General features: G+C 68.7%; 16 protein-coding genes and 1 tRNA gene. 12 read left to right on the forward strand and 5 right to left on the reverse strand.

Translation table 11 applies throughout. From position 1 onward, the window contains the following. Positions 1-237 precede the first annotated feature (237 nt). Positions 238-1,017: a DUF1499 domain-containing protein gene (locus tag ABZT49_RS01160; RefSeq protein ID WP_355281913.1), complete on the reverse strand. Its 780-nt coding sequence runs from the start codon at positions 1,015-1,017 to the stop codon at positions 238-240. Positions 1,018-1,277: 260 nt separating this feature from the next. Between ABZT49_RS01160 and hisC the strand changes: the two genes are divergently transcribed. The 4 genes from hisC to ABZT49_RS01180 all read left to right on the forward strand — a co-directional run bounded on the left by hisC (position 1,278) and on the right by ABZT49_RS01180 (position 5,372). Further along, complete coding sequence (gene hisC, locus ABZT49_RS01165; protein WP_355281916.1) at positions 1,278-2,393, forward strand: histidinol-phosphate transaminase; 1,116 nt, start codon at positions 1,278-1,280, stop codon at positions 2,391-2,393. Continuing rightward, positions 2,386-3,321, forward strand: a complete 936-nt coding sequence (locus ABZT49_RS01170) for a prephenate/arogenate dehydrogenase family protein (RefSeq protein ID WP_355281918.1) — start codon at positions 2,386-2,388, stop codon at positions 3,319-3,321. The genes hisC and ABZT49_RS01170 overlap by 8 nt, the downstream gene beginning before the upstream one ends. 106 nt (positions 3,322-3,427) lie before the next feature. Then, the gene (locus tag ABZT49_RS01175) at positions 3,428-4,633 is read left to right on the forward strand and encodes a patatin-like phospholipase family protein (protein WP_355281921.1); all 1,206 of its coding nucleotides are present in this window, start codon (positions 3,428-3,430) and stop codon (positions 4,631-4,633) included. Between the two features lie 10 nt (positions 4,634-4,643). Next, positions 4,644-5,372, forward strand: coding sequence for an SDR family oxidoreductase (locus ABZT49_RS01180; RefSeq protein WP_355281923.1), 729 nt, complete (start codon positions 4,644-4,646; stop codon positions 5,370-5,372). A 238-nt stretch (positions 5,373-5,610) separates the two neighbouring features. Here the strand turns inward: ABZT49_RS01180 and ABZT49_RS01185 are convergent, their stop codons facing one another. Further along, positions 5,611-6,111: a cupin domain-containing protein gene (locus ABZT49_RS01185; protein ID WP_355281926.1), complete on the reverse strand. Its 501-nt coding sequence runs from the start codon at positions 6,109-6,111 to the stop codon at positions 5,611-5,613. Between the two features lie 292 nt (positions 6,112-6,403). Here ABZT49_RS01185 and ABZT49_RS01190 point away from each other — a divergent pair, with 292 nt between their 5' ends. The 6 genes from ABZT49_RS01190 to ABZT49_RS01215 all read left to right on the forward strand — a co-directional run bounded on the left by ABZT49_RS01190 (position 6,404) and on the right by ABZT49_RS01215 (position 12,702). After that, complete coding sequence (locus ABZT49_RS01190; RefSeq protein ID WP_355282019.1) at positions 6,404-6,976, forward strand: SCO family protein; 573 nt, start codon at positions 6,404-6,406, stop codon at positions 6,974-6,976. Between the two features lie 168 nt (positions 6,977-7,144). Next, positions 7,145-7,726 carry a Rieske (2Fe-2S) protein gene (locus tag ABZT49_RS01195; RefSeq protein ID WP_355281929.1) on the forward strand — a complete coding sequence of 194 codons (582 nt, stop codon included), beginning with the start codon at positions 7,145-7,147 and terminating at the stop codon, positions 7,724-7,726. A gap of 213 nt (positions 7,727-7,939) precedes the next feature. Further along, positions 7,940-9,763, forward strand: coding sequence for a PQQ-dependent dehydrogenase, methanol/ethanol family (locus tag ABZT49_RS01200; protein ID WP_355281932.1), 1,824 nt, complete (start codon positions 7,940-7,942; stop codon positions 9,761-9,763). After that, the gene (locus ABZT49_RS01205; protein WP_355281935.1) at positions 9,760-10,320 is read left to right on the forward strand and encodes a hypothetical protein; all 561 of its coding nucleotides are present in this window, start codon (positions 9,760-9,762) and stop codon (positions 10,318-10,320) included. The genes ABZT49_RS01200 and ABZT49_RS01205 overlap by 4 nt, the downstream gene beginning before the upstream one ends. A gap of 111 nt (positions 10,321-10,431) precedes the next feature. Further along, positions 10,432-11,637 (forward strand): acyl-CoA dehydrogenase family protein, encoded by a 1,206-nt coding sequence (locus ABZT49_RS01210; protein ID WP_355281937.1) that lies wholly within the window; start codon positions 10,432-10,434, stop codon positions 11,635-11,637. Positions 11,638-11,724: 87 nt separating this feature from the next. Continuing rightward, the gene (locus ABZT49_RS01215; protein ID WP_355281940.1) at positions 11,725-12,702 is read left to right on the forward strand and encodes an alpha/beta hydrolase; all 978 of its coding nucleotides are present in this window, start codon (positions 11,725-11,727) and stop codon (positions 12,700-12,702) included. Between the two features lie 11 nt (positions 12,703-12,713). On the opposite strand, the gene ABZT49_RS01220 is transcribed toward ABZT49_RS01215, so the two are convergent. Both ABZT49_RS01220 and ABZT49_RS01225 read right to left on the reverse strand, forming a co-directional pair. Next, entirely contained in the window at positions 12,714-13,691 is a 978-nt protein-coding gene (locus tag ABZT49_RS01220; protein WP_355281943.1) for a hypothetical protein, read from the reverse strand. 1,038 nt (positions 13,692-14,729) lie between these two features. Next, the gene (locus tag ABZT49_RS01225) at positions 14,730-15,065 is read right to left on the reverse strand and encodes a hypothetical protein (RefSeq protein ID WP_355281945.1); all 336 of its coding nucleotides are present in this window, start codon (positions 15,063-15,065) and stop codon (positions 14,730-14,732) included. Positions 15,066-15,265: 200 nt separating this feature from the next. Between ABZT49_RS01225 and ABZT49_RS01230 the strand changes: the two genes are divergently transcribed. Beyond that, positions 15,266-15,357, forward strand: a tRNA-Ser gene (locus ABZT49_RS01230). A gap of 79 nt (positions 15,358-15,436) precedes the next feature. On the opposite strand, the gene ABZT49_RS01235 is transcribed toward ABZT49_RS01230, so the two are convergent. After that, positions 15,437-16,348 carry a tyrosine-type recombinase/integrase gene (locus tag ABZT49_RS01235; protein ID WP_355281947.1) on the reverse strand — a complete coding sequence of 304 codons (912 nt, stop codon included), beginning with the start codon at positions 16,346-16,348 and terminating at the stop codon, positions 15,437-15,439. Positions 16,349-18,010: 1,662 nt separating this feature from the next. Between ABZT49_RS01235 and ABZT49_RS01240 the strand changes: the two genes are divergently transcribed. Further along, a complete protein-coding gene (locus ABZT49_RS01240) occupies positions 18,011-19,039 on the forward strand; it encodes a hypothetical protein (protein ID WP_355281949.1) in 1,029 nt (342 codons plus the stop codon). The last annotated feature ends 487 nt before the right edge of the window (positions 19,040-19,526 follow it).

Raw genomic sequence — 19,526 nt, forward strand, 5'->3', positions numbered from 1 at the left:
TGCCCAAGTCGGGCATGCCCGACTTGGGGGTCGGGGGAGGGTGTCCGACAGAGCCGGGCGGGAGAGGGGAACCACGCTTCCGGAAGAGCCTGAACCGTTTTGTGAAGCGCCACCTGGATCGGCGTCGCGCTGCCCCTCTCCCGACCCCTGCTGACGCAGGGGCCACCCTCCCCCGCAGAGGGGGGAGGGTTGGTCGCGCGTCTCAACGACGCGAGCGAGACTCCGAAAACCGTCCGCCTACTTCACCGCCAGCGCCAGATTCCCGATCTCATCCAGGTACGCCCGGATGTGATCCGCGTTCTGACCGAAATCGCGGTCGCCGAAGCGGGTAGCGGCGCGCACGTCGATGCGGGTGCCGTCGGCGCGCGGGTGGAGCCGCACCGTGACATCGTAGGGCAGGCCGAGCAGGCGCGAGCGCACCACCGCCTCGATGCGGCCGTTCCCGGCGCGGCCGCCGGGCTTGTAGGATTCCACCACCTGCCACTTGCGGTTCTGCGCCGCTTTCATGGCGAGGGCGAAGGCCTCGTCGGGGCCGAGATCGAGGGTCAGCGGGGCGATCTGCGGATAGGCCTCGCGCTGTAGCGCCCGGGCGGCCGGGTTGGAATCGCGCGGCAATCGTCCGCCCCGCGCCTCCCAGGCGGCGCGGGAGCGCGAGAAGGCCGGCGGGTTCTCGATGTCGGTCGAGACGTCGGTGAGCGGCGGCAGCATCGCGCTGCGGGCTGCCATGTAGGCCGGATAGGCCAGGACCAGGGCCGCGAGCAGCAAGCCGCCGACCGCGACGCCGAGGCCCCGCGCGCCCTCGCGCCAGATTCGCACGAAGGCCGCGATAGCGAGCAGCACCGCCAGGGCCGCGAGCCCGACCCCGGAGCCCAGGGCCGCGAGCGCCGCCGCGGTCTCGGCCCGGGGATCGCGCACGAGCAGCAGCGCGAGGCCGACCACCGCCAGCGAGAGCCAGGCGAGGCGCAGGGCCCAGGGCGCCGCCCGGGTGACGGGTTCCTCGACGATCAGGCGGCGCATGAAACGGAAGTGCTCGGCTGCATGATCCGGCGGGCGTGCGGGTCGCGCCGGGACGGGCGACCGTGAAGCCCCGGTGTACCGCCCCGCGCCCGCCGACGCTAGCCGACGCTAGCCGACGCTACCTGGGCCCTCCGGGGTCACACCGGCGAATCGGCGCCGTGTCGGATGCAGGCCTCCCGCGCGATGCGCGCCGTTTCCCAAAGGCCGCGACTTGTTCTAGACGGCGTGACGTTGTTCGACACCGACCCCAAGGCTCGCTCATGTCCGCCGCCGCCCTTCGCCCCGTCCCGCGCCCCGGTGTCCTCGAGATCGAGGCCTATGTCCCGGGCAAGAGCGCGGCGCCGGCCGGCGTGAAGCTGCATAAGCTGTCCTCGAACGAGACCCCGATGGGCCCGAGCCCGGCGGCGATCGCCGCGGCGCAGGACAGTGCGGCGCATCTGGAACTCTATCCGGACGGTGCCGCGACCAAGCTGCGCCAGGCCATCGCGCAGAAATACGGCCTCGATCCTGAGCGCATCGTCTGCGGCGCCGGCTCGGATGAGCTGCTGTCGCTCCTGACCTACGCCTATATGGGCCCGGGCGACGAGGGACTGTACTCGCAATACGGCTTCCTCGTGTACCGCATCGCCATCCTGGCGGCGGGCGGCACGCCGGTGGTGGCGCCGGAGCGCGACCACACCACCGACGTCGACGCGCTGCTCGCGGCGGTGACGGACAAGACCCGCATCGTCTACCTCGCCAATCCCAACAACCCGACCGGCACCTACCTGCCCTTCGACGAGGTGCGGCGCCTCCACGCCGGCCTGCCCAAGACCACCTTGCTCGTCCTCGACGCCGCCTATGCCGAGTATGTCCGCCGCAACGACTACACCGCCGGGCTCGAGTTGGTGGCCGAGTCCGAGAACGTCGTGATGACCCGCACCTTCTCGAAGGTGTACGGGCTGGCCGCGCTCCGCATCGGCTGGATGGTGGGGCCGGCAGCGATCGTCGACGCGGTCAACCGCATCCGCGGCCCGTTCAACCTCGGCTCCGCGGCGATCGCCGCCGGCGCCGCCGCGATGGCGGACGACGCCCACATCGCCAAGGCGGTGGCCCACAACGACGCGTGGCTGCCGAAGGTCACGAAGGCGCTCGAAGGGCTCGGCCTCAGCGTGACGCCGAGCGTCGGCAACTTCGTGCTGATCCACTTCCCTGAAGCAGCCGGCCGCTCGGCGGCCGATGCCGACGCCTACCTCACCGCCCGCGGGCTGATCCTGCGCCGGGTCGGCGCCTACGGCCTGCCGAACGCCCTGCGCATGACCATCGGCACCGCCGAGGCCAACGAGGCCGTGATCGCGGCGCTGACCGAGTTCGTGAAGGGCGCGGCGCGTGGCTGATGCTCCGTTCCGGCGCCTCGCCCTCGTCGGCCTCGGGCTGATCGGCTCCTCGATCGCCCGCGGCGCCCGGGCGTCGGGGCTCGCGGGCGAGATCGTCGCAGTCGACCGCGATGCGGGCGTGATCGAGCGGGTGCGCGTCCTCGGGCTCGCCGACGAGGCCGCGACCGACCTCGCCTCCGGCGTGGCCGGGGCCGACCTCGTGATCCTGTGCGTGCCGGTCGGCGCCATCGGGGCGGTGGCCGCCGAGATCGCGGGATCGCTCGCGCCCGGCGCGATCCTGTCCGACGTCGGCTCGGTCAAGGCCGCGGTGGTGGCGGCGGCCGAGCCGCATCTGCCGCCGGGCGTCAGCTTCGTGCCCGCCCATCCGGTCGCCGGCACCGAGCATTCGGGGCCGGATGCGGGCTTCGCCAGCCTTTTTCACGGCCGCTGGTGCATCCTGACCCCGCCGGAGGGCACCGACCCGGCGGCGGTCGCGCGGGTGCGGACGTTCTGGGAGGGCCTCGGCTCGGTCGTCGAGACGATGAGCCCGGCCCACCACGACCTCGTGCTGGCGATCACCAGCCACGTGCCGCACCTCATCGCCTACAACATCGTCGGCACAGCCGCCGACCTCGAGACCGTGACCCAGTCCGAGGTGATCAAGTTCTCGGCCGGCGGGTTTCGCGATTTCACCCGCATCGCCGCCTCCGACCCGACGATGTGGCGCGACATCTTCCTCACCAACAAGGAGGCGGTGCTGGAGATGCTGGGCCGCTTCAACGAGGACCTGGCGGCGCTCGCCCGCGCCATCCGCTGGGACGACGGCGAGGCCCTGCACGCCCTGTTCACCCGCACCCGGACGATCCGCCGCGGCATCGTCGCGATGGGCCAGGAAACCGCCGAGCCGGATTTCGGCCGCCGCGCCGGCGGGCCCAAAGCCGCCGAGTGACGACGGCGGAACCGTTCCGCCGTTCGAGCTTTGCCATAAGCGTTGCCGTTTCGTCGTCTTCGTCCGATACTCCCGGTTGAGGCGGCTTGGCGAAACTCGTGGTGTGATGATCGTGCGCAATCGATCGACCTGGATGCGCGGCCTCGCGGTGGCCCTGATCGGGGCGCAAGCGGCCGCTTGCGCGTCGCTGCCGCGGGCGCCCTACACGGCCGCCGAGGCCGCCGCCGCCACGGTGCCGGGGCAGGCCCCCGACGTGCGCTTCTGGGCCGACGGCCCGGCCCGCAGCTTCGCGGCGGTCGCCGACCAGGTGAAATCCTCGCGGGAGCCGTTCAGCTACCTCGCCCTCTCGGGCGGTGGCGGCGACGGGGCCTACGGCGCCGGCGTGCTCAACGGCTGGAGCGAGACCGGCCGGCGGCCGAACTTCACCATGGTGTCGGGCGTCTCGACCGGCGCCCTGATCGCGCCCTTCGCGTTTCTGGGGCCGGCCTATGACGGCTACCTGCGCGAGATCTACACCAGCGGCGAGGCCGCGACCCTGGTACGCTCGCCCAACCCGCTCAACGTGCTGATCGGCGACGGGCTGTTCGGCGACGCGCGCCTGCGCGACCTCGTCGGGCGCTACGTCACGCCGGACCTGCTGGCGGCGGTGGCCGAGGAGCACCGCAAGGGCCGGCGCCTCCTCGTCGTCACCACCAACCTCGATTCGCAGCGCGCCGTGATCTGGGACATGGGTGCCATCGCGGCGAGCGGCCAGCCCAACGCGAGCGACCTGTTCCGCGACGTGCTCACCGCCTCGGCCAGCGTGCCGGCGGTCTTCCCGCCGATGCTGATCGACGCCCAAGCCGGCAACCGCGCCTTCCAGGAGATGCATGTCGACGGCTCGGTGGTGACCCCGGTCTTCACCCTGCCCGAGGCCTTCCTGACCCAGGACGGGCGCATCGCCGCGAGCCGCGGCAAGCCCAACATCTACGTCGTCATCAACGGCCGCATCGAGCCGAGCTTCGACGTGGTGCAGAACGGCACCCTGCCGATCGCGGTGCGCTCGCTCTCGACCGTCGGGCGCTCTCGCGCCCGGGCGACGCTGGCCAGCACCTACGCCTTTGCCCGCCGCAACGGGATGGGCTTCAACCTGACCTATATCGACCGGCGCATCCCCGAGGTCCCGGCCTCGCAGGGATTCGACACCGCCTATATGCGCCGCCTCTACGACGACGGCTACGAGAAGGGCCGCGCCAACACGGTCTGGCAATCGGGCCTGCCGCGCGAGGGCGAGCCGGCGGTGCCGGCGGTGCCGACGCTGGCCCTGCGATAGGAGACGCGCCGTGGCGGAGGAACTGGACGGCAAGGTCGCGGCGGTCACCGGCGCGGCCTCAGGCATCGGGCTCGCCAGCGCCGAGGCGATGCTGGCGGCAGGCGCCCGGGTGGTGCTGGTCGACCGCGACGAGGCGGCGCTGACGAAGCTGTGCGCGACGCACGGCGAGGCGGCGATTCCGCTGCCCCTCGACCTCCTCGATCCGGCGGCCTGCGCGGACCTACTGCCGCGGATCCTGGCGGCGGCCGGCCGCCTCGACATCCTGCACGCCAATGCCGGGACTTACGTCGGCGGCGACCTCGTCGAGGCCGAGTCGGCGGCGATCGACCGGATGCTCACCCTCAACGTCAACGTCGTGATGAAGAACGTCCACGACGTGCTGCCGCACATGATCGAGCGGGGCGCGGGCGACATCATCGTGACGAGCTCGCTCGCGGCGCATTACCCGACGCCGTGGGAGCCGGTCTACGCCTCGTCGAAATGGGCGATCAACTGCTTCGTCCAGACGGTGCGGCGGCAGGTGTTCAAGCACGGCATCCGCGTCGGCGCGATCTCGCCGGGTCCCGTCGTCACGGCCCTGCTCGCCGACTGGCCGGCGGAGAAGCTGGCGGAGGCCCGCGCCTCCGGCAGCCTGCTCGAGCCCGCGGAGGTGGCGAACGTCGTGATGTTCATGCTGACGCGCCCGCGCGGCATGACGATCCGCGACGTGGTGATGCTGCCGACGAATTTCGATCTGTAGGGTGTCGGTCAGGCGGTCTTCCGAAGGCGCACGCCGGTATCATACCCTTCACGTCATCCCGGGGCCGCGAAAGCGGAACCCGGGATCCATAAACGCTGACAGTTGAGAATGAAGCGGAGGACGTCCCGCTTCATCCGGCATCGTCAGCGGCTATGAATCCCGCGGTCTCGACTTTGTCGAGCCCCGGGATGACGCGGAGTGTGTCAGGATTGTCGAGCGACCGACTAGCCCGCCTTGCCTAGAACGCGGAGCAGACCCCCTCCTCCGCTTCCCCGTACCAGGTGAAGTGCTTCTTGATCGGCTCGATCACGTCCCAGGTGCCGGAAAAGCCCTTCGGCGTGACGAAGGCGTCGCCGGCCCGGTAGGTGCGCGAGCCGCCCTCGGCATCGGTGACGATCACCACGCCTTCGAGGATCTGGATGAACTCGTCGCGGTCGAAGTCGATGCGGAACTTGCCGACCCGGCAGGTCCAGATGCCGGCCGCGAACCGGCCGTCGGCGCTGCGGTAGAGGTAGGTCGCGGTCTGGGCCGGGTTGCCCGACAGGATCGTCGAGAAGGCCGGCAGGTAGGTGTCGGCCGGGGGCTGCAAAGCCGGAAAGTCGACCGTCCGCTGCAGCGGCCCGTCGAGGAGCGCCGGCGGCTCGCGGCGCAGGAACGGCACCATCCGCAGCACCGGCATGACGCCCATATAGGCCAGCACCGGTCCGGCCGAGGTGATGAGCTGCTTGATGAGTGCCATGACGTCCTCTCGAGGCGATGGTCGCCGCCCGCCGCAACCCGTTCGCTGATCGCGATATACAAACCCGTCGCCGTTAACGGAGGGCTGCGGCGATGGCTCGAATGTGCGGGGATGTGTCGGCCCCCGGCAGGAAAGGTTAAGGGAACCTCGCCGCCGCTGTCGATCATCCAATAGGTGGCGGGACGGTGCGCCGTCGTCGGTCAAAAGCCTGCGAGATACGGGGATGATCATCGCCTTCTGTTGGCGATTTGCGATGGAGACGCTTACATCGTCCAGCAGAGTGAGGGTGAAGATGGGTGCGGTCTCGTCACGGTTGCGGCGCCTCGGCCGGGGACTGGCACTGGCGGTCCTGCTGTGCGGCGCCGCGGCGTCCCACCCGTCCTTCGCCGGCTCCCTCGCCTGGCCTGCCGGACGCGGCCTCGTTGACCAGACCGGGGCGGCGGTGGACGAGGCCCGCTTCGCCGGGCGGCTGCGCCTGGTCTATTTCGGCTACACCCGCTGCCCCGACCTCTGCCCGACCGCCCTGATGACGGTGACGCAGGCCCTCGACGAATTGCCGCCGGCCCTCCTCGCCCGGCTGGCGCCGGTGCTGATCGCGGCCGATCCGGAGCGCGACGGCCCGGGCGTGCTGGCGTCCTACCTCGACACGTTCCACCCCGCCATCGTGGCGGTGACCGGTCCGGTCGCGGTGATCGACGGCCTCGCGGCGGCCTACGCCGCGCCGATCCGGCGCCACGACGGCGTCGTCGATCACCCGCTCGAGTTCTTCCTCGTCGGCCCGACGGGGGCGCCGGTCGGCCGGATCCCGGTCACGGTCACGCCGGACGCGCTCGCCGGGATCCTGCGGCGCGCTCTCTCGCGGTGAACCAATCGGTGCGATCGCGCTGCATCGCACGGCTTTTCTTCGCACCGCACCAAGCACAGGCAACATCAGGAACCCGTGATTCGGCACGAAGCGGGTTGACGCAATCGCCGGCTCGGCTACTCATATAGAAAATCATAAGAACAAAGAACGATTCCACCGGGAGGAACGATGGATCGCGGAGAACGGCGCGCGCAGAGGTCCGAGTCCGGACTCGACCGGCGCAGCGTGGTGATGGGGGCCGTGGCCTGCTGCGCGGCGGCGGGCACCGCCTGGGCGGGACCCGAGGATCTGCTGCCGCAAAAGGGCGACCGGCTGGTGATCGGCGACGGCGCCAAGGCCGGCCAACCCGTGACGCTCGACGGCCTGCCCGTCGGCGGCGACCTCATCGAGGCGGTGGCGGTCGACGCCCAAGGCAACAAGCGCGAGGGCTCGCGCTTCGCCAAGATCATCCTGGTGCGGGTCGCGCCCGACCAGGTCGCCGAGGACCAGCGCGCCCACGCGGTCGACGGCGTGCTCGCGCTCTCGGCCATCTGCACCCACCAGGGCTGCACCATCTCGGGCTGGAACCACGAATCGAAGCGCCTGAGCTGCTTCTGCCACCATTCCGAGTTCCTGCCCGCCGAGGGCGGCCGGGTGGCCAAGGGGCCGGCGCGCAAGCGCCTGCCGGTGCTGCCGCTGGCCAGGGGCGAGGGCGGCACGCTGATGGTGGCCGGCGGCTTCACGTCCAAGCCCGGGCCGGGCCCCGCCTGAGCAGGACGGGGCGGCGTTCGCGCGCCGTCCCGCGTCAATACGGCAGCGCTGCCGCGCGGTCGTCGAGGATGCGAGGCGGCGCCGCTGCGCCGCCTGGCGAGAGGGGACCGAGATCCACGCAACAATGACGCGGATCCGGACAAAAAACACATCAGGGTTTTCGGGAAACGCCGGGCCGGCCCTCGCGCCGGCTCCTTGGTTGAGGAGAGCAGCATGTCACGTCTCGTTCGCGCCAGGGGCTGGCTCGCCGCGGTCGCGCCCTGTGCGGTGGCCCTCGCGCTGTCCGCCGCTCCGGTCCAGGCCGGCTCCGCCGACAGCAAGCAGGCCGCCGAGGGCAAGGTCGATTACAAGCCGGTCACCGACCAGCGCCTCGCCAATCCCGAGCCCGAGAACTGGCTGCAATACCGCGGCAACTACCAGAGCTGGGGCTACTCCCCCCTCGACCAGATCACCGCGAAGAACGTCACCAAGCTCGTCGCGGCCTGGAGCCTGTCGACCGGCGTGAGCGAGGGCCACCAGGCCCCGCCGATCGTCAACAACGGCGTGATGTTCGTCACGACGCCGCAGGCCCAGGTGATGGCGATCAACGCCCGCACCGGCGAGATCCTGTGGCGCTACCAGAAGGAGCTGCCGCCGGAGCTGTCGCAGCTCCACCCGACCAATCGCGGCGTCGGGCTCTACGGCGACAACGTCTACATGACCACCACCGATTCCTGCGTGGTCGCGCTCGGCGCGGCCACCGGCAAGGTGAAGTGGGAGAAGTGCGTCGCCCCCTGGCAGGACGGCTACTACATGACGCTCTCGCCGCTGGTGGCGAAGGGCAAGGTCGTGGTCGGCGTCTCCGGCGGCGAGTACGGCGTGCGCGGCTTCATCACGGCGCTCGACGCCGAGACCGGCAACGAGGCCTGGAAGACCTACACGGTGGCCGGCCCCGGCGACCCGGCGGCCGATACCTGGAAGGGCGACGCCTGGAAGACCGGCGGCGGCTCGGTCTGGATCCAGGGCAGCTACGATCCGGCGGCCAACCTCGCCTATTTCGGCACCGGCAACGGCGGCCCGTGGACGCCGGATTCCCGGCCGGGCGACAACCTCTACACCTCGTCGGTCGTCGCCCTCGATCTCGACAGCGGCAAGATCAAGGGCCACCACCAGTACCACTGGAACGACGCCTGGGACTGGGACGAGGTCTCGGCGCCGGTGCTGATCGACATCGAGCGCGACGGCAAGAAGATCCCCGCCGCGATCCATGCCGGCCGCAACGGCTATCTCTGGACCCTGGAGCGCAGCAAGGACGGGCCCTTGAGCTTCGTCGACGGCAAGCCGTTCGTGTACCAGAACGTCTTCTCGTCCCTCGATCCGAAGACCGGCCGGCCCTCCTACGACCAGTCGAAGATCCCCGGCATCAACCGCCGCGCCGCCTTCTGCCCCGGCCTGTGGGGCGGCAAGGACTGGCCGCCGGAGGCCTACAACCCGAAGACCGGTTTGTTCTACATCCCCTCCAACGACAACCTGTGCTCGGAGCTGGCCGGGGCCCAGGCCGGCACGCGCAAGCCGGGTGAGCTCTATATCGGCATCCCGATCGACGAGGTGCTGAACTCCCTGCGCCTGCGCGACGGCGTCGACAAGTCGAAGCCCTTCGCCATCGGGGCGATCCAGGCCTGGGATCCGAAGACCGGCAAGAAGGCCTGGCAGCACGACTTCCAGGATTCGGCGAATTGGGGGCCGTTGCTGACCACCGGCAGCGGGCTGATCTTCGCCGGCGGCACCAGCGACCGGAAGTTCCGGGCGCTCGACGGCACCACCGGCAAGGTGCTGTGGGAGACGCGGCTCAATTCCGGCGTCACCGGCGTGCCGTCGAGCTACATGATCGACGGGATCCAGTACGTCGCGGTCCAGGCCGGCTGGGGCGTCGATGCCGAGCGCATGCTCACCGGCATCAACGCGCTCATCCCCGAGGAGCGCCGGGTCAGCGTCCTGCCCCAGGGCGGCGTGATCTGGGTGTTCCGGGTCATGGGCGAGGAGGCGGCGGCCAAGTGATCCGCCAAGTGATCCGCCATGTGATCCGCCAAGTGATCGGCAGCCGTTCGATGATGAAGCCGGGGCTGCGTCTCGCCGCCCTGGCGCTCGCCGGCCTCCTCGCGGGGCCGGCGGGCGCGCAGAGCCCGCAACCGGGCCCGCAGGAGGGAACGGCGGCCGCCAGCGCCGCCCCCCTCCCCTCGCAGCCCGACGCCCTCGTCGCCTACGTGACGAAGGCCATTCGCGACCACGACGTCGCCGCCTTCGAGCGGCTGGTGAACTGGACCGGCACCCGGGCGCAGAGGAAGCGCCTGACGCTCTACCAGATCCGCTCCGGCTTCGGCCGGCCAATCAAGGCGGCCTCCCTGGAGCCGATGCCGGAGGACGGCCTCGCCGAGGCGACCGCCCGTGGCACCCTCAAGGCCAACATGCCGATCACCGACCGGCTGCGGGTGGTGTTCGACGAGCCGCCGGTCGAGGGCGACGCCGCCCCCACCAGCGTGTTCCTGATCGGCCGCGAGGGCGCCACCTACCGCATCGCCCTGCTGGTCCCGACCGGCCCGCCCAAGGGCAAATAGGCGAAACGCGAACAGGCGAAGGGCAGACAGGATGTCGGTCCGCGCTTGACCGCGGGCCCCGGGTGGCGCAAGCGTTTGGAATTATAATTCCACTGCCCGGAGGATTCGGCCATGGACTTCACGCTCTCCCCGCGCATCGAGGAGTTCCGCGCCCGCATCGCGGCCTTCGTCGAGAGCGAGATCCTGCCCGTCGAGGCCGACCGCACCACCTGGGACGAGCATGAGAATATCGGGCCGGAGGCTCTTGGTGCCTTGCGCGCCAAGGCCAAGGCCGCCGGGCTGTGGTGCCTGCAGCTCAAGCCCGAGACGGGCGGCCAGGGCCTCGACAAGGTCGGGATGGCGGCCTGCTACACCGAGATGAACCGCTCGATCTTCGGGCCCGTCGTGTTCAACTCCGCCGCCCCCGACGACGGCAACATGATGGTGCTGGAGGCTTTGGGCACGCCGGAGCAGAAGGCGCGCTGGCTGGAGCCGATCGTGTCGGGCGCGGTCCGCTCGGCCTTCGCGATGACCGAGCCGCATCCCGGCGGCGGCTCCGACCCGTCGATGATCCAGACCCGCGCCGAGCGCCAGCCCGATGGCTCCTGGCGGATCTCGGGCCGCAAGTGGTACATCACCGGCGCCGAGGACGCGGCCCACTTCATCCTGATCGCCCGCACCTCGGACGATCCGCGCTACGGGCTCACCGCCTTCCTGTTCCACCGCGACCAGCCGGGCTGGGAGATCGTCCGCCGCATCCCGATCATGGGACCGGAGGAGCATGGCGGCCATTGCGAGCTCGCCTTCGACGGCCTCACGATCAAGCCCGAGGACGTGCTCGGCGGCGAGGGCAAGGGCCTGAAGGTGACGCAGGTCCGCCTCGGGCCAGCCCGGCTCACCCACTGCATGCGCTGGCTCGGCCTCGCCGGCCGCTGCGTCGAGATCGCGCGGGACTACGCGGTGAAGCGCGAGGGGTTCGGCGTCCGGCTCGCCGACCGCGAGAGCGTGCAGCTGATGCTCGGCGGCCTCGCCATGGACATCGAGATCGGCCGTCTCCTGGTGATGCGCGCCGCCTGGGAGCTCGACCAGGGCCGCTTCGCCCGGAAAGAAGTCTCGATGGCGAAGGTCCACGTCGCCAACACCCTGCACAGGGCGGCGGATATCGGCATCCAGATCAACGGCGCCCGCGGCTATTCCAAGGACACGGTGCTGGAGTGGATCTACCGCTACGCCCGCCAGGCCCGCCTGGTCGACGGCGCCGACGAGGTCCACCGCATGGTGCTGAACCGCCACCTCGAATCGGAGGGACGCGGCTTCTTCGCCTGGCCGACTGCCTAAGGCGTGAGCGCCAGGCCCCAGACAGCCAGAACCAGATCGGCGGAGACCTGCAAGGCTCTCCGTCCCGAGACCTCGCTCGAGTCGCCCATGCCCGCCCTCCACCCCGACGTCCAGGCCCTGCTGGCGATGCTGCGCGCCGCCAACGCGCAGCCCCTCGAAGCACTGCCGCCCGAGGCGGCACGCCGCGGCTACCTCGCCGGGCGCCGGGCCCTGCAGCCGCCGCCGGATCCGGTCGCCGAGATCCGCGACCTCGCCGCCCCCTCCCCGGCCGGACCGGTGCCGCTGCGGCTCTATCGCGGCGAGGGCACGATGCCCGGCACGCCCCTGCCCTGCCTCCTCTACCTGCATGGCGGCGGCTGGGTGCTCGGCAACATCGAGTCGCACGACTGGGTCTGCCGGCGGCTCGCCAACCTGACGCAGGCCTGCGTGATCGCAGTCGATTATCGGCTGGCCCCCGAGCATCCGTTCCCGGCCGCGGTCGAGGATGCGGCGGCAGCTCTGGCCTTCGCGGCCGAGCGGGCGGAAGGATTGGGCATCGATCCGGACCGCCTCGCGGTCGGCGGCGACAGCGCCGGCGGCAATCTCGCGGCGGTGCTCGCCCTGATGGGTCGCGACGGCACCCTGCCGCGGACGGCGATGCAGGTGCTGCTCTACCCGTCCGTCGATCTCGGCCTGACCAGCGAGGGATTCGAGCGCATCACGGAGGGCCAGCCCCTGACCACAGGCACGATGCGCTACTTCGTCGACCACTACGCGCCCGACCCGTGCGACCGCACCGATTGGCGTGCCTCGCCGGCCCGCGCCGCGAGCCTCGCCGGCACGGCGCCCGCCCTGGTGCTGACCTGCGGCCACGACCCGCTCTGCGAGGAGGGCCGCCTCTACGCCCACCGCCTCGAGCGCGAGGGCGTGCCGGTCACGGCCCTGCATCTCTCCGATCAGACCCACGGCATCCTGACGATGAGCCGCGCGGTGCGCACCGCGGCGACGGTGCTCGCCTTCGTGGCCGAGGCCCTGCGGGAGCGCTGGACCTTAAGCGGACCGGAGGGTGGGCGCGGCGGACTGTAGCGTCCGCCGGCTCACTGCGCCTTGTAGCGCTTCACAGCCGCGCTCACCGCCGCCGGCGCCTTCGCCGGTGCCGTCTTCTCCGGCGCGCCCTTGACCACCTCCGGCGCCGGCGGAGCGGCCTTGGTCTCGGCCTTGGGAGGAGCGGCCTCGGTGCGGAGTGCGGGCCTCGCGTCGAGGGCAGGCTTGGTCTCGACAGCGGTCTTGGCTTCGGCGGCGGGCTCGACCGCTGAAGCATCTTTCGGCGCTTCGGCTTTCGGCGGCTGAGCCGCGGCGGCGCGGGCGTCGGACTTCGTGTCGGGCGTCGACCTCGGGGCGGCAGGCTTCTCGGCGGGAGCAGGGACTGCCAGCGGCTTGGCGGCGGGCGGCTTGGCGGCGGGCGCCTCGCCCGGGGCCGCAGGCAGCCTGGCGTCATGCACGTCGTGCGCGGCCTTGCCCTCGGGCTTCCCCGGCCCCGGGGCGTCCTGGTCGCCGGCCCGGTGCGGACCACGGGGGCCGGCCGCGGGCGCGCCGTGGCCGTGCGGTCCCGCGGGACGCGCCGGGCCGGCGTGCGGGTGCTCTGCATTGTCGCGGCCCGCCGTGCCGTGTTCCGCCTTGCGCTTCGGGTCGCTTTGCTCCGCCTTGCCCCGCTCCGCGAGGCCGGGGCCTGCCACCGCGGTCTCGCCCGGCCCCTGCGGCCGGGGCGTCACGTCGGCATTCGCCGTCGGCGCGACGGCCGGCTTCGGTGCGAGGGCGGGGATGCGGGGCGCGGGCAGCGCGACGGAATCCGTCCGCACCCCATCGGTGGCGGTTCTCGCCGCCGGCGCCACGGCCGCCGGATCGGCGGCGTAGCTGCGGACCGCCCGCTGCACGTCGCCGGACAGGGTGCGCCCGGTCTGCCCCGCCGCGTCGGCGATCTCGCCGGACACAGCCCGTTGCAGCAGGTCCCGCACCGCCTGCCCGGGCTTGAACGGGAGGACGCGAGGCGCGGCCGCATCGAGCCCGTCCAGCATGGCCGCCACCGCCTTGCCGGCAGCCTTCGCGGCCGTCCGCCCGCTGGCATCGACCGTGGCGGCCTGAACGAACCGGTCGGGCCCGTCGCGACCTCGCGATCCCCCGCCGACGCGGCGCTCGACGACGCGATCCCCAGTATCTGGCGGGCGAGTTCGAAGCGCGACAGAAGTTCAGGCCTGGTCTGTCCCTTCGCGGTCATGCCCTGCGGGCGCTTGGTCGAGATCTGGACTGCGCTGCCGATCGCCGAGACTTGCATCGTGCTCTCCTGTGCTGAAGGCGAGCATCGGCCCCGAGGCGTTTCGGATACCAGGCCAGGATCCATAAAATTCGATGCAATCTGAATTTTCCGAAAGCACATATCTGAATTTGTTGATGCGATCTGAGTCTTGGATGGTATAGATAGATATATCGAGCGGCCTAATCCAATGCATCTGCACAAGACTGATTTATATTTCCACGCCTAGATCTAGCTCTCATCATGCGATCATCGACAGTCTTCGCCGTATGCCGGCGGGTCCGTGGTCGTTGTCGCTGCAGAAATAGAGAGAAACGAAGCGTTGCGAGGCAGCAGGTCACCCCCACGTCCGCGCTTTCGCACGAGGCCGCGAATGCCCGGATCGGTGAGATATGATTCCTATTCCGGATTCCCGCGGGCTGCCGGGCACGGCGGGAATGACGGCCGCGCCGGTCTGCCGCCGGCATGATCCGTCATGCTGCGACGGCCGCACCGATCCATCGTCCGCGTCGCAGGCCTGGGACAGGGTCGATCCGGGACGCGATCGAGCAACCCGCACGAAAAGCCGTCGCCGGGGACCGATTTTGTCGCCCGGCTCACCCTGCGCTTCGTGCGTCGGACCGGCACTCGGGCGATCCGACTCACGGCGGAAAAGCGGTGCACCGCCTCGATCTCTTGCTCAGCCTCTCGCGAAAACGCTCCGGCGAGTTGCGGGCGACGCGGGCTGGCAGGCGGAAAGCCGCGGCTTTCCGCATCCCGGCCGGGCTACCACGACAGACCTAGGCCGCTCCGTGCAGCAGGCTCAGGCCCCGTCGCGGGCCGCCCGCTTGGGCGTGCCGGCGGACTTCCGGCGCGGTTTGGCAGGTCTCTCGGTCGGGCCTTCGGCGGCGACATCGTCCGCGGGCTCCGGCGCCGGCTCGGGCGGGCGCACCGTCTCGGGCCCCCTCGCCTCGCGGGTGATCATCTCCACCATGCTCTGCGGCAGGCGGACGAAATGGCCGGTGCCGTGCCCGGACCGGTCGAGGATCTCGGCGAAGACGGGCTTGTGCGGCTCGTGCCCGGCCTCGCCTAGCGCGCAGGGGCGGCGCGGCAGGACGCTCAGCTTCGCGGCGAGTTCCTTCGGCACCAGTGCGTTCACGCCTCACCCTCCCGTCTGCCGGACAGGGCGGAGATGTAGAACCCTTAGGGTTAACGATCGGCTGCCACGGCGGCGGGTGCGTCGGTCATGGCGACGCCGGGCCCGTCGCCGACCGGCGCGAGGTAGGTCCGCACCCCAGCCTCGATCACGACGAAACCGGTTGACCGCGCCCCGCCGATTCCCTAGATCGTTGACCCACAGGAGACGTGGCCGAGCGGCTGAAGGCACTCGTTTGCTAAATGAGCAAGCCCCGAAAGGGGCTTCGAGGGTTCGAATCCCTCCGTCTCCGCCACCCTGCCTTTAAGTCTCTGACTTGGCTGGGTTTTTTTGGAACACTGGCTAACTGAAATGACTGGTTAGCCAGTCAGTGTTCATGATTTCGTCTCAAGGCGCCCCATAGCTCGAGCTGCTAAGCCACGTCGGCCTGCCGCGCGGGTGTACCGCTCGACCTCCTCGAGAGATTGATGACCTGTGACCGCCATGATCTCGTGTGCGGTGCACCCCGCCTCGGCTAGGCGTCTGGCAGCCGCCTTTCGCAGACCATGTGGCGAGCAGCCGTCGGATAGCCCTGCCTTGTGAACACACTCGCGAAACCAATTGGTGAAGCCAGGTGGTGTGAACGGCTTGCCTTGCGCGGTGACCAGGAAGGCAAGGTGCTGCGTGGGCGTCGCATTCAAAACGCGATGCAGCTCCGGATGTATCGGTATCCCAACCTCCATACCCGTTTTCTGCTGCCGGATCGTCAGAACGCCATCACTGATGTGCTGAGGACCCATTCGGACTACGTCCGAGCGGCGCTGTGCCGTGTAGAGCAGCAGGGAGAAGGCCAGCCGAGCACGCGTGCCAATTGGAAATTGCGCCTCGAACTGCGCAATGTCGGTTTCTGACCAAGTATAGAAGCCATCTGTCTTGGTCGAAATCTTCTTGACGCCAAGACTAGGGTCATCCTCTCTCAGGCCCTCCTCGATCGCCAGCTGCATGAGTCCGCGAATACGGTCGAGCAGGTTGTTCGCCGCTGAGGGCGTCTCTTGCATCGACCTGATGATGTGTCGGACGTGCTCGCGTTTAAGTGTCGCGATGCGTTTGTCACCGTGCGCCTTGCGGAAGCGTTCGAGGATGCCACGATATGTGACCTGAGTTGATGCAGCCAGCGTCCTGAACGCCGGTGTGGTGTAGTACAGCGCGATCAGCGCTGAGATGCTGCCAGGCGCTGACCGTTCGGCTCCGACAGCCTTGCCGGCTGCTGTCGGCTTACCCTCAAGGGCGGCTTGGTAGGCCTCCATGAAGGCTTGCGAGCCCGGTAGGCCAGGCAGTTGCGTCCGAGGCTGGTTGCCGCGCCTAAAGTAGTGGCGCGGCTTCCCATGTCTGTCCGTGTAAGAGTGCACGTATCGGAGCTTGATTCGACTCACTGAAAGACCCCATCCCACTCGTTCTCATTTTCGTGCTGAGAGCAGAGGTGGTCAAACCCGGCATCCAGCTGACGGACGCACCAGCGTACACAGCCATCGACGCGTACCGGCTTCGGCATAATGCCTTGTTTCACCCATTTGAGAAATGTCGACTCGCTGACATCGAAGTAGATGGCAGCATGCTCGGCATTCAGCGCACGACGCCTTAGCTCAGCAGGGCGAGAGGCGGCGAGCGGGAACCTATGGCTAGATTCTGATTTTGGTCGTACGACGTGGTCCAGCGAAGATTGTTCGCTGGGCGGCGACGACTTGAGATTGCTGACTGTACTTTGCAGACGTAGGTCGCCACGCTTCTCGCGGCTTCCACGCGCGGTTGCCTGATGGCTTGACCCGCTCGGCATTTTATTAATCCAGGTACCCCCGACCACAATGTTGATCGAAGGGAGAAAGGGAGCCGATCAAAACTGGCCCACCAAGCATGCGTGTCCGAACCATGGAGGCACAAACGGACTGCAGCTCCTCATGGTTGGCACAAACCAACCCAACCGGCAACCCCAAAAAGACCAGCTTGCGCTGTGCCTCGAGCCTGAGACCGAACGCGCCTTGCTTCGCGGTGCACGCCCGCAGGTAGCTGATGAACCAGTCCTCGGCCACAGCGCCCCTTACGCTGTTACGAACCGAACGACGTTGGATGACCGGTTCGTGCATCTCTGCCGTCTCTGGCCTCAACCCCGTGGCAGTGATGATGATGCTCTGACCTAGTGGTGAAGCTCTGCACTCAACCGCTCACTCGGCTTCGCTGTGGTGTGGACGCGGGCAGTTCGTGCGTTCCGGCCGTCTCTGGACGCAACCTCTGACGTGAAGGTCTCGGACAGGGAGGAGCCTGCGGCAGCTCACGTGGGGGTCGCCCCCCCCTGGGTCAGGTGGGTGCTCTGGCGATGCGGCTGCGAGGAGTCTGACGTGTCCCACCGGGTCCGCGGGGCTCACGGTTGGGTCCAGAACGGAGGTTGCTGGGAAGGGTTGGGACCGTGCAGGGAAATTACGTTTCCCAGCACCCCCTAAGTGATTGGATTTCATATGCTTTTTAGAGATCTGTCAGGTACACCAGCAAAAAGTCTGATCTGATCCACGTGTGAAACAGATATTATTTTTGGCCGACGCCCCCTGGTCGGGAAGGGGGTTGGGCACAGAAAAATAAAAACTCACACACATAGAGGACGGAGGAGCAAAATTGCTGGTGTACCTGACAAAACTCTGAGAACCCCTGCAGTTTCAGTCACTTACCCCCTGCTTGGAATTTTTATTTCCAAGCACAGGCCAAGCGCTTCCAAGCAGGGGCCAAGGGCGCCCGGAAGTCACGAACGCCCGGACGCCACAGTTTCGTTACCCTTCCTCACTTTCGCCATCCACGTCTTAATGCTGCCTTACTGTATTGACGCTTCGTCAAATTTACCGACTCCGCGGCGGGCGCGAAACCTCGGGTGGTTCGGGTGGTACGTCTTCATGAAGCCATCGAGCAGGAGCACGTAGGTCAACATGGGACCAGTGATAGAATTCCCTTCCATCGAGCACGCGGCCGAGTCCTACCTCCGCCCCGTCGAGCCGACGCCCGATGCACCGGCCGAAGTCACCCGCGTAGCGTTCCGCGTCTTTCCGGAAGGGGATGTGATTGCGCTGTTCCCTGACATCGTCGAAGGCACGGGGACGATTTCGAGTTTTCAGCATGTGGGGCAGCATGGGGCCGCGTCCCGCGGCCTCGTCAAGGAACTGCGCCCCGCCACGGCCGAGGAGTCGGCAGACTTGCGCCGGGAACTGGAGTCGGCACCCTATCACTACCGCTTCGCCGATTTTGATCCTCCGGCGCCAGCCGGCGCGCCCGCGGCCATGGAGGCCGATCCGTTCGCGAGTCTCGCCCCGGGCGAGACTGCCGGTTGGCTGATGACCGTTCCGCGCACGCCCGTGGCCATTCTCCTGGAAGGGAGCATAGAGCGGCCCACCTACTTCGTGCGGCTCCTTACGCCTGGCCACGGCCGCGACGCTGGCGAAACGGCTTGGTACCGTAAGGGCTTCTCCGTGGTCCGGGCCCGGCCGGCACAAAAACCGCGCGCGGACGGACTCGAGCCGGCCGGCCCGGCCTATCACCCGACGATGGTGGAGGCCTTGCGGCTGTACCAGAATGAGGTAAAGGCGCGCCTGTACCCGACACCTGAAGCAGAGGCTGACAGGGACTATGCGAGCGCCAGGGACCTCTTAGCCTCCGAGGGCAGCGCGGTCGACCCTGTCACGCTGGTGCGAAACTTCACACGGGAGGCTTGCGCCGCGCAACTGGCGCGGGCGCGTAAGATCCGGGCCGCCCTGCGCGCCGGCCGTGAGGCTTGGCAGGGGGCCGCGGCCTGGAAGGGGGAAAACGCCCCCCACGACCTAGCGGACGCGCAACGGATCCTGTGCATGTATCGGGAGGAGAGGAGCGCGTTCGTGGCCGCAGCGGCCCGCGCGGCCGCTGGCGCCCCGCCTGTGGCCACGGAAGCGGCATTGGAGGCCGGACAGGTCGCCGATACCGGCTGAGGCGCCGGCGGGGCTGGAGCCGGCTACCGCAAGAGCACCAACGACTTTCGTCAGGGGTGGGGGCGTCATTCCTATGCTGACACCCGCTCCGTCGTAGGGACAGCTAGCCAGCCCTCCGTTCGGGCAATCGACGCCACTCGCCCATTCTGAAAGGCGCCCCGCTCCAAGCGAAGGCCTGACAGGGAACCGAATAGAGTGAGCAGTCGTAATCTCTTGAGATTTTTAGCGGGATATTATGATGAACTTGGACCCGGTTAGATGCATCAAATTTTCACAGAGATGAAATTTCGATGTGTAAATATTGCAAATCATTGCCGTTGGCTGGAACGCAAATGATTTCTCCTCCTGACAAGATGCTTCACTAACCAAGAGATTGCGCGGCTTTTGGGGACTCTCTGAACCTATCTCTAGCCAAAATTGTATTCTGGACACAACCCAATACCCAGGAGTCATGTTGGACACGTCATCCGCTAACAAGCGCGCTTAC

Origin of the sequence: Methylobacterium sp. EM32 (assembly GCF_040593685.1) — a bacterium.
Taxonomy (GTDB): Bacteria; Pseudomonadota; Alphaproteobacteria; order Rhizobiales; family Beijerinckiaceae; genus Methylobacterium.